Below are 9,692 nucleotides of genomic sequence, written 5' to 3'. Positions count from 1 at the left end.
TCGGTTACCCCGACGCTCTCCACCTGCACTCGGTCATCTACCGCCGCCTGGTGCGCTGGATGGTTGGTTCTCATGAAGCTAAGCATCTCACACGCCGCAACAGCATGACCGCGCCCTATTTGTGGGTGCTGGCCTCATTGTCGATTGCGCCGGCGATGCTGTTCTGGCACAACACCACCATCTTGATGATCTGCGTGCTGTTGTTTATTGCGCTCTATATCTCCTTATATAGGATGATCATCCGTTTCAAAACGCCGCGTTGGTTGGTGACGGTGTCAAAAGAGCGCTGCCGACGTTCCTAAAATTACCTCGCCCCAACGTCTAGGAATATTCCTACCTATCTTTCGGAGCCGGCCAGCCAACCGGCTCCCCTCATCTGATAGTCCTTCCATCCTCGTATCCCCCATAGTTTCTCCCGGGGATAACAGCGGCCGATGTGCCGCAAGGGTGGACTTATGAAGAAAATCATCGTAATCGACGATCACCCGGTGATCGTGCTGGCGCTCAAGACTTGCCTTGAGACCGCCGGCGACCTTTCTGTGGTCGAAGTATCCGACAACGGTCAGGATGGGCTGGAGAAGGTGAAGAAGCATCAGCCAGACCTTGTCATCCTTGATCTCTTTCTGCCGCGCACCGACGGCTTGGGCATGATCCGGCGCATCAAATCCGTCAGCGAAAAGATCAAGATTCTGGTGCTGACCGGGCATGAGGAGGGGCTTTACGCGGCCAAGGCGGCGGAGGAGGGCGCCAACGGCTTCGTCACCAAGTCGAAAGACATGACCGAGATCGGCAATACGGTCAGGGCGTTGCTCGCGGGCTATAACTGCTTCCCAGCCGCGCATCTCATCGCCGCGCAAGGTGGCAATCCGCAAGCGATGAAGGCCAGCGACGCGCTCACGTCGCTGACGGTCAGAGAGCTTGCCATCATGCGCTATATCGCCAAGGGCTACAGCAACAAGGAAATCGCGGCGATGTTCTTCATCAGCCAGAAGACGGTGAGCACTTATAAAGCACGGGTGCTGACCAAGTTGAAATTGAAGAACTCGATCGCCATTGCTGAATATGCCCGGGAGATGGGCGTGGTGTGATTTTGGCTCTGGCTATCCGTAAACGCGTTTCAATTGAAATATTTTTTATCCTGCGGTCACTTGAAACGCGTTTATTGCGCCCATATCATTAGCACTCGCGAGCATAGAGTGCTAGGCGCTCTGACAAAATGCTGATTTGATTGGTTTTTCACTTTCAACAGCCACTGGATATCAGGAGAAATCAATGGCTATTCGTCCTTTGCATGACCGTGTTGTGATCAAACGCCTTGAGGCAGAAGAGAAAACTGCGTCCGGTATCGTTCTGCCGGGTTCGGCCGCCGAAAAGCCGGATATGGGTGAAGTGGTTGCCGTCGGCAATGGCAAGATCCTGGAAAATGGCGAGCGCCGTCCGCTGGAATTGAAAGTCGGCAACAAGGTGATCTTCGGCAAGTATTCCGGCCAGACCGTCAAGATCGACGGCGACGAAGTCCTCGTGATGCGCGAGGAAGACGTTATGGCCATCGTGGAATAACGCAGACACTGACAGCGGAAGAATATTTAGGAGAGTTTGATAATGGCTGCTAAAGACGTACGTTTTGGTGAGTCCGCCCGTGCCAAGATGGTATCGGGTGTCAATGTCCTGGCCGACGCGGTCAAGGTTACCCTGGGCCCGAAAGGCCGTAACGTCGTGCTGGACCGCTCGTTCGGCGCCCCGACCATCACCAAGGACGGTGTATCCGTTGCCAAGGAAATCGAACTGAAGGACAAGTTCGAGAACATGGGCGCGCAAATGGTCAAGGAAGTGGCTTCCAAGACCTCCGACGTGGCCGGCGACGGTACCACCACCGCCACCGTACTGGCTCAGGCTATTGTTCAGGAAGGCATGAAGTTCGTCGCCGCCGGCATGAACCCGATGGATCTGAAGCGCGGCATCGACAAGGCCGTGATCGCCCTGGTCGACGAGCTGGCTAAGCTGTCCAAGCCGTGCGCTACCACGAAGGAAATCGCCCAAGTCGGCGCCATCTCCGCCAACTCCGATCACGATATCGGCCAAATCATCGCTGACGCGATGGAAAAGGTCGGCAAGGAAGGCGTGATCACCGTTGAAGACGGCAAGTCGCTGAACAACGAGCTGGAAGTCGTGGAAGGGATGCAATTCGATCGCGGCTACCTGTCCCCGTACTTCATCAACAACCAAGACAAGCAGATTGCCGCACTGGACAATCCGTTCGTCCTGCTGTTCGACAAGAAGATCTCCAACATTCGCGACCTGCTGCCGGTTCTGGAGCAAGTGGCTAAGTCGGGCCGCCCGCTGTTGATCATCGCTGAAGACGTGGAAGGCGAAGCGCTGGCTACGCTGGTGGTCAACAACATCCGCGGCATCCTAAAGACCGTTGCCGTCAAGGCGCCGGGCTTCGGCGACCGCCGCAAGGCCATGCTGCAAGACATCGCCGTTCTGTCCGGCGGTACCGTCATCGCCGAAGAAGTCGGCCTGACGCTGGAAAAAGTGTCTCTGGACATGCTGGGCCAAGCCAAGCGCATCGAAGTGGGTAAGGAAAACACCACCATCATCGACGGCGCCGGCGAAGCTGCCGCTATCCAAGCGCGCGTGGGCGAAATCCGCAAGCAAATCGAAGAAGCGACCTCCGACTACGATCGTGAAAAGCTGCAAGAACGCGTGGCCAAGCTGGCCGGCGGTGTGGCTGTGATCAAGGTTGGCGCCGCGACCGAAGTTGAAATGAAGGAAAAGAAGGCCCGCGTCGAAGATGCGCTGCACGCTACCCGCGCTGCGGTGGAAGAAGGCGTGGTACCTGGCGGTGGCGTAGCCATCCTGCGTGCCCGCGCTACGCTGGAAACCCTGAAGGCTGACAACACCGACCAAGACGCCGGCATCAAGATCGTGCTGCGCGCGATCGAAGCGCCGCTGCGCCAGATCGTTGCCAACGCCGGCGACGAGCCGTCGGTGGTCGTGAACCGCGTGCTGGAAGGCAAGGGCAACTTTGGCTTCAACGCAGCGAGCGGCGAATACGGCGACATGATCGAAATGGGCGTGCTGGATCCGGCCAAGGTAACCCGCACCGCGCTGCAACACGCGGCTTCGGTTGCCGGTCTGATGCTGACCACCGACTGCATGATCGCCGAACTGCCGGAAGACAAGTCGCCGGCCGGCGGTATGGGCGGCATGGGCGGCATGGGCGGCATGGGCATGGACGGCATGATGTAATGCCTCGGGCCTAATCGCCTTACCGCAGAAACCGCCTCCTTTTTAGGAGGCGGTTTTGTTTTAAGCGGCGCGTGACCACGCGCCCTGTTCATCCTGGTCTGTTGCCCCTAGTCTGGCGGCTCCTTTTGTACGGGAGCGGCCGCTCATGGACGATAGCACCCCCATCACCGAATACCTGCTGAGCATGGTCGAAGCCGCGATCCTCGCGCGTGCCTCGGACATTCATTTGGAGCCCGAAGAGCGCCAATGCCGCGTGCGCTGGCGCATCGACGGCTGCCTGTTGGATGGCCCGAGGCCGCCGCTGGATGGCCGTGACCGGTTGATCTCCAGCGTCAAGATCATGGCCCAGCTGGATATTGCCGAGAAGCGGCGGCCGCAGGACGGCCGCTTTGATTTCCCGTTGTCGGACGGCACCTTGCGCGATATACGCGTCAGCAGCTTGCCGACGATACGGGGGGAAAAGCTGGTGCTGCGCATCATGGCGCCCGCGCAAGCATTGCCGCTCGCGGCGCTGGGGCTGGAGACGGCTCAGCTTGCGCATTTGCAGCGCGCGTTGGCGCGCCCGCACGGCATGGTGTTGATGACCGGCCCGACAGGCAGCGGCAAAACCACGTCGTTGTATGCCTGCCTGCAGTCCCTGCCGCTGGATGGCATCAATGTGTGCTCGGTCGAAGACCCGGTCGAGATCGCGTTGTCTGGTGCCAACCAAGTGGCGGTGTGCGAAAAGAGCCAGCTGGATTTCCCCAATGCACTACGCGCGCTGCTACGGCAGGACCCTGACGTCATCATGGTGGGGGAGATGCGCGATGGCGTGACGGCCGATATCGCCGTCAAGGCGGCGCAAACCGGCCATTTGGTGCTCTCCAGCGTGCATACGTCAGGCGCCCGCGCCACGCTCGCGCGCTTGATCAATATGGGGGTGGCGCCGTTCAACCTCTCCTCGGCGCAGCCGCTCATCGTGTCGCAGCGCTTGTTGCGGCGCTTGTGTCGTTATTGCCGCCGCCCGGTGTGCCTGACGTTGTCCGCTTGGCGGGGCGCGGGTTGGGACGACGGGGTGCCGGAAGCCGCCTCGCCGTACGAGGCGCACGGTTGTGCAGAGTGCCAGCACACCGGATATCGGGGACGCCTTGGCGTCTTCGAGTTGCTGCCGCTGGCGGAGAATGCGCTCAACGCGCGCGGGGAACTTAATCCGGGTCTGGTTTGCCAACCGACTTTGCGACAGGCCGCGCTCGCCAAGGTGATGCAGGGCGAGACCAGCCTGTCCGAAGTGTCGGCAGTGGTCATGGACTAGGCGAATGTGGGGCACACTGTGGCGGCCATCGCCCTCGGGCCAAGAGCTGGCTTGGGTGCTGCGGCAGGCGGCAACGTTGTTGCAGGCCGGCGTGCCGTTGATCATGGTGCTTTACTGCTTGCGCGAGGGGCGCGTGTCCGCGTCGATGGCCGCGGCGTTGCGGTCGATCGTGCTGGCGCTGGAAGAGGGCGATGCATTGAGCCGGGCGCTGGCGCGGTTTCCGGCGCTGTTTCCGGCGGATATGCGGCTTGCGCTGGCGGCGGCGGAGGACAGCGGGCAATTGGCGCCCACACTGGGCTATTTGGCGAACTTGCAGGAGGGCCGGGTGCGGATGGCGGCCAAAGTGCGCCAAGCGCTGATCTATCCTTGCATGACGCTGTTGACCGGGGTGGTGGTGGCGTTGACGGTCTGCCTGACCGTGGTGCCGAGTTTCCGCGACAGCTTCGCCGCGGCGGACCGCGCGTTGCCGGCCTCGACATGGCTGGTGCTGCGTGGCACCGACGTTGTGGTCGAGTACGGCGGCTGGCTGGCCGCTGGCGCTTTGCTGTTTGCCGGCGGCATGCGGTTGGCTTGGCGCCGTCATGCCAGCGTGCGTGCATGGTTGTGGACGCTGGCGCTGAGGGTGCCGCTATGGGGGCGGCTGTTGCGTCAAGCCGCGCTCGCGCGCTGGTGCCGAACCCTGTGGCTGTTGTTGTCGGCCGGCGTGCCGTTGTTGTCGGCGCTGCCGGCGGCCAGCGCGGCGGCGAACCATCCGTATTTGACCCGCTTGACCCTCGATATCGCGCGCCAGGTGCGCGAAGGAGGCTGCCTGCAGCAGGCCATGGCGGCGACGGGCTTCTTTCCGCCGTTGTTGCTGCAACTGGTGCGGGTGGGCGAGCACAGCGGCACGCTGGCCGACATGTTTGAACGCGCGGCCGGGCATTTCGCCGCTGAGGTGGATGAGACGCTGGCCACGCTGATCAGCTTGCTCGAACCGTTGGCGATGCTGTTATTGGGGCTTCTGTGCGGCGGCCTGATCTGGTCGTTGTACTTGCCGATTTTTCAATTGGGCGAAACGGTGATGTGACGATGGCGATTCCCTTGTTGCAGTTGGTTGCGGTCATGTTGGCCGGACTATTGATCGGCAGTTTTCTCAACGTGCTGATCCACCGCCTGCCACGGATGATTCGCGGCGAGACACCGCCCGGCTTCAGTCCCGCCTGGCCGCGCTCGCATTGCCCGCGCTGTGGCCAAACCTTGCGCGCGCGCCATCTGGTGCCGCTGCTGTCGTGGCTGGCGCTGCGCGGGCGTTGCGGTTTTTGCCGCGGCGCGATTTCGTCGCGTTACCCGTTGGTGGAGGGCGCGACCGCATTGTTGTTTGGCTGGCTCGCCTGGCGAGAGGCTGATCCCTGGCTGCTGGCCGGTGGGCTCGGACTCTCCGCCTGCTTGGTCGCGCTGGCGGTGATCGACTGGGAGACCGGTCTGTTGCCGGACGGGTTGACGTTGCCGCTGTTGTGGAGCGGGCTATTGTTCAATCTGCATGGCGCCCGGGCGCCCTTGGCGGAGGCGGTGTTGGGCGCGGCAGCCGGTTACGGCGCGCTCTGGGCGTTGTACTGGCTGCATCGCTTGGCCAGCGGGCGCGAGGGGCTTGGTTACGGCGACTTTAAACTCCTGGCCGCGCTCGGCGCCTGGCTCGGATGGCGTGCGTTGCCGACGCTGGTGCTGATGTCCGCGCTGACAGGCTTGTGCGCGGCGGGTATCCTTATGCTTTTCGGGCGCATGTCGCGCCGGGATGCGCTGCCATTCGGTCCCTATCTGGCCTTGTCAGGCTGGGTGAGCTGGGTCTGGGGTAGCGCTTTGTGAGACGTTGAACATGGCGATCAAAGTGGTAGGCCTGACCGGTGGCATTGGCTCGGGCAAGAGTGCCGTCGCCGACCTTTTTGCCGGACAGGGCATTACGGTGGTCGACACCGACGTGATTTCGCGCCGGCTGACCGGGCCGGATGGCGAAGCGATGGGACCCTTGCGGCAGGCATTCGGTGCCGAGTACGTCCTGGCGGACGGCTCGATGAATCGCACGGCGATGCGAGAACGGGTGTTTGCCGATCCGGCCGCGCGCCAGCGCTTGGAGGCGGTTTTGCACCCGATGATCATGGTGCACAGCATGCGCTTGCTGCAGCAGGCGCAAGGCCCCTATGCGATGCTGGTGGTGCCGCTATTGTTCGAAAGTCAGCGCTATTTGGCGCTGATTTCCCGCAGTTTGTTGGTCGATTGCGACGAATCGCTGCAAATTGATCGGGTGGTGCGGCGTAGTGGCTTGTCTGTCGAGCAGGTGCGCGCCATCATGTCGGCGCAGATGCCGCGCGCCGAACGGCAGGCCCGGGCAGACGATATTATTCTCAACGAAGGCTCTTTAGATGATCTAAGACTTCAAGTTGAAGAAAAACATCGTTATTATCATGCCATTCTTAGCTAGATTAACCATCTTGAATCAAAGCCACCAAGAAGGGCGGACGCGCCGTGATCAGTTTTGAATTTCCTGTCACCGAGCGGACTCGGATTCTGCTCCGGCTGGAACAGCTCTATGGGCGACTGGGCTATTTCATCGAACGCGAGCATTGCTACGAGCATCATGCCGCGTTGCTCGTGTTGTTCGAGCTGATGGAAACCGCGTCTCGCGCCGACCTCAAGGCCGATCTGCTGCAGGAGCTGGAACGACAGAAGCAGATGCTCGAAGCGTTGCGCGACAATCCCAACGTGGCCGAGGAGACGTTGGAAGGCGTGCTCGACACCATCGAGTCGACCTCCGCCGATCTGTTGGCGTTGACGGGCAAGTTCGGCCAGCATCTACGCGAGAACGAATGGCTGATGGCCATCAAGCAACGTGCCGGCATTCCGGGCGGCACTTGCCAGTTCGATTTGCCGTCCTACCATCTGTGGCAAGAAAAGAGCTCCGACGAGCGCCGCATCGACCTGAAGCGCTGGGTGGCGCCGTTGATGCCGACGGCGGAAGCGACGCGCATTCTGTTGCAGATCCTGCGCGACAGCGGCAAGACGCACCACTACGTGGCGCGCCATGGCGGCTTTCAGCAGATGTCCGGCGGCAAGGTGGTGCAACTGATCCGTGTCAGCTATGACGAAACGCTCGGCATACTGCCGGAATTGTCGGCGAACAAATACGCGCTGAACATTCGCTTTATCGAAGCCGGGACCGGCGAATCTCGCGCGCGTCAGACCGAGAACGATATCGAGTTCGGCCTGACCCATTGCAAGTTTTGATTGTGAATATGTCTGAATCCGTTACAGTCGTCCGTTGTCCGACCTGCCAAACCCCGGTGCGCTGGGAAGCTGGCAGCCGTTACCGTCCGTTTTGTTCCGAACGCTGCAAACTGATCGACCTGGGCCAGTGGGCCGAGGAAAGTTTCCGCATGCCCGCCGTCGAGAGCGACGAGTGGGGGGAGTTAGGGAGTAGGGAGTAGGGAGTCGATCTCCCCGCCCGGATACACGATACGGCCCCGCCTTGCGCGGGGTCGTGCTTTTTGCGTTATCGTTCGCGGATTATGGATCGAGGCGCTTAGCGTGAAAGAGCTGGTGCATGATGCCACGTATGTCTGTGGCGCACTGCCTTCGGCGAGTGCGCCCTACGCGAATGGGTGTCCCGTTGCGTAGGGTGCAATTGGCGCACAACGCGCGGCATTGCACCAAACACCGCGAGCATAACGTCTCTTTCGTCCTCCGGGGGCGCCAGGCACCATGACCGTTATAGTGCTTCGGCGCAGAACAGGGCTGGTGTGGCAATGCGAGTCCGCGCAATCGTGCCACGTTGCAGCAAACCGGCGCGGCGATCTCCTGTAACGAGATAATCGGCGTTACTTTCCAGGGCCATTGCTAACAGAAATGCATCGTTTGGGTCGTTAACCTCAATCTCGCTGGGGAGCGTCAGCCTGACATTTAGCACGATGGCGCGTTGTAGGTTATTGACCATCGTGCCGACACGATGAGCAGGGAGAATGCCTCTTAGCTTGGGATAGCGGCTGACACGTCGTAATTCATCGAGTTGTTCCGACGCGGTTACCAGCTCAAAACGCCCTGAGCGCCATGCATGATAAATCGTGTCAGGCGGCCCGTGGGGTGAGATCAATGCGCCCAGCAGTACATTGGTGTCTAGAATGACGCGCATCAGTGCTCGCGTGCCCATTGCACCGCTTCGTCGATGAGGTCGGACAGTTCGGCTTCATCCATGGACGAAGCCGCTGCCTTTGCCTGATCGACGGCTCGCTCTAAGAGGTAGGCACGCACGGCCTCTTCTATGAAACGCGACAGATCACCCTTGCGACCACCTCCTTGCGCGGCGATGAACATCCGCACGGATTGATCTACTTCCGGCGATACAGCGATGTTCCAGCGAACAGTGTTCATGGCATGTTCCACTTCGGTGTTTATGTGCATATGTGTTTATACTCCCAGCGATTGAGTGTGGCAATTAACGGCAAACTTGCTTTATGTACATCTCGGCCCCGCCTTGCGCGGGGCCGTTGCATTACGTCACAGCAATGCGGCGAGGCGCGCCGATTGCGCGCGCAACTGCTGGCACGGCTCGATCAGCCAGTCGGCCGGCAGTGGCTGGCCGTGGCGCGTTTGCAGCCGCCGCAGCCCCTGCTCGATCTGGCTGAGTTCGTCTGCGATGCGCTGGTATTGCGGCAAGCTGGCGACCCAGTGGTCGAGCGGCGGCAGCCAATCGTCCAGGCCGGTGGCGCGCAGCAGGTCGGGGCACACGAGCCGCATGCGGGTGAGACGGTCGTGCAGGGTGAGGATGTGGGTGGGATAGAGCGAGGCAACCATCAGAATCTCCTTGAAGACTTGAGATCCCTCCTGGTAGGGGAGGGGGCTGTTCCTACGCTCGCGATTGCTCAATGAAGCGCCGAGGGCCTTGCGGAACACCTCGCAGCCCCCGGCGGATACGGCATTGCGGCCAGGCGAGACCTGGCCGGCGGGGCTGAGCAATACACGATTTAGGAGTGCCCAGCCTAGGGGCGGCGCGCGCCGGCGTCGAACCTGCGCGGTTGGGATATTTCAGCCATCCGAGGTATGCGCATGATGCCAGCGGGGGGCGGGTGGATCTTGATCAAGAATTGAGGGTGGGGGAGTGGAAAAGCGGGAGTGGGCAATC

Annotated in this window: 12 protein-coding genes and 1 pseudogene; 10 read left to right on the top strand and 3 right to left on the bottom strand. The window is 61.1% G+C overall.

The features are described 5' to 3' along the window. The 10 genes and pseudogenes from JOZ06_RS01390 to yacG all read left to right on the top strand — a co-directional run. Positions 1-302, top strand: a pseudogene (locus JOZ06_RS01390) (glycosyl transferase family 4); the annotation flags it as partial. A 153-nt stretch (positions 303-455) separates the two neighbouring features. After that, positions 456-1,088 (top strand): response regulator transcription factor, encoded by a 633-nt coding sequence (locus tag JOZ06_RS01385; protein ID WP_293227936.1) that lies wholly within the window; start codon positions 456-458, stop codon positions 1,086-1,088. Between the two features lie 184 nt (positions 1,089-1,272). Next, on the top strand, positions 1,273-1,560 hold the full coding sequence (gene groES, locus JOZ06_RS01380; protein ID WP_293227935.1) for a co-chaperone GroES: 288 nt from the start codon (positions 1,273-1,275) through the stop codon (positions 1,558-1,560). Between the two features lie 42 nt (positions 1,561-1,602). Continuing rightward, the gene (gene groL, locus JOZ06_RS01375; RefSeq protein ID WP_293227933.1) at positions 1,603-3,252 is read left to right on the top strand and encodes a chaperonin GroEL; all 1,650 of its coding nucleotides are present in this window, start codon (positions 1,603-1,605) and stop codon (positions 3,250-3,252) included. Between the two features lie 145 nt (positions 3,253-3,397). Next, on the top strand, positions 3,398-4,543 hold the full coding sequence (locus tag JOZ06_RS01370) for a GspE/PulE family protein (protein ID WP_293227931.1): 1,146 nt from the start codon (positions 3,398-3,400) through the stop codon (positions 4,541-4,543). A gap of 4 nt (positions 4,544-4,547) precedes the next feature. Then, positions 4,548-5,609 (top strand): type II secretion system F family protein, encoded by a 1,062-nt coding sequence (locus tag JOZ06_RS01365; RefSeq protein ID WP_293227930.1) that lies wholly within the window; start codon positions 4,548-4,550, stop codon positions 5,607-5,609. A 2-nt stretch (positions 5,610-5,611) separates the two neighbouring features. After that, a complete protein-coding gene (locus tag JOZ06_RS01360; RefSeq protein ID WP_293227929.1) occupies positions 5,612-6,385 on the top strand; it encodes an A24 family peptidase in 774 nt (257 codons plus the stop codon). Positions 6,386-6,395: 10 nt separating this feature from the next. After that, positions 6,396-6,998, top strand: a complete 603-nt coding sequence (gene coaE / locus JOZ06_RS01355) for a dephospho-CoA kinase (protein ID WP_293227937.1) — start codon at positions 6,396-6,398, stop codon at positions 6,996-6,998. Between the two features lie 44 nt (positions 6,999-7,042). Beyond that, positions 7,043-7,801, top strand: a complete 759-nt coding sequence (gene zapD / locus JOZ06_RS01350; protein ID WP_293227927.1) for a cell division protein ZapD — start codon at positions 7,043-7,045, stop codon at positions 7,799-7,801. Positions 7,802-7,809: 8 nt separating this feature from the next. Further along, a complete protein-coding gene (yacG, locus tag JOZ06_RS01345; RefSeq protein ID WP_293227925.1) occupies positions 7,810-8,001 on the top strand; it encodes a DNA gyrase inhibitor YacG in 192 nt (63 codons plus the stop codon). A gap of 281 nt (positions 8,002-8,282) precedes the next feature. Here the strand turns inward: yacG and JOZ06_RS01340 are convergent, their stop codons facing one another. The 3 genes from JOZ06_RS01340 to JOZ06_RS01330 all read right to left on the bottom strand — a co-directional run bounded on the left by JOZ06_RS01340 (position 8,283) and on the right by JOZ06_RS01330 (position 9,364). Further along, positions 8,283-8,702, bottom strand: a complete 420-nt coding sequence (locus JOZ06_RS01340) for a putative toxin-antitoxin system toxin component, PIN family (protein ID WP_293227923.1) — start codon at positions 8,700-8,702, stop codon at positions 8,283-8,285. Further along, a complete protein-coding gene (locus tag JOZ06_RS01335) occupies positions 8,702-8,941 on the bottom strand; it encodes a ribbon-helix-helix domain-containing protein (protein ID WP_293227921.1) in 240 nt (79 codons plus the stop codon). The genes JOZ06_RS01340 and JOZ06_RS01335 overlap by 1 nt, the downstream gene beginning before the upstream one ends. A 126-nt stretch (positions 8,942-9,067) precedes the next feature. After that, a complete protein-coding gene (locus tag JOZ06_RS01330) occupies positions 9,068-9,364 on the bottom strand; it encodes a hypothetical protein (RefSeq protein ID WP_293227919.1) in 297 nt (98 codons plus the stop codon). Between the last annotated feature and the right edge of the window lie 328 nt (positions 9,365-9,692).

It is taken from the genome of Paludibacterium sp. (assembly GCF_019232825.1).
GTDB lineage: Bacteria > Pseudomonadota > Gammaproteobacteria > Burkholderiales > Chromobacteriaceae > Paludibacterium.
The sequence above is the reverse complement of the archived record's forward strand: the minus strand, read 5'-3'. Positions and strand labels throughout refer to the sequence as shown.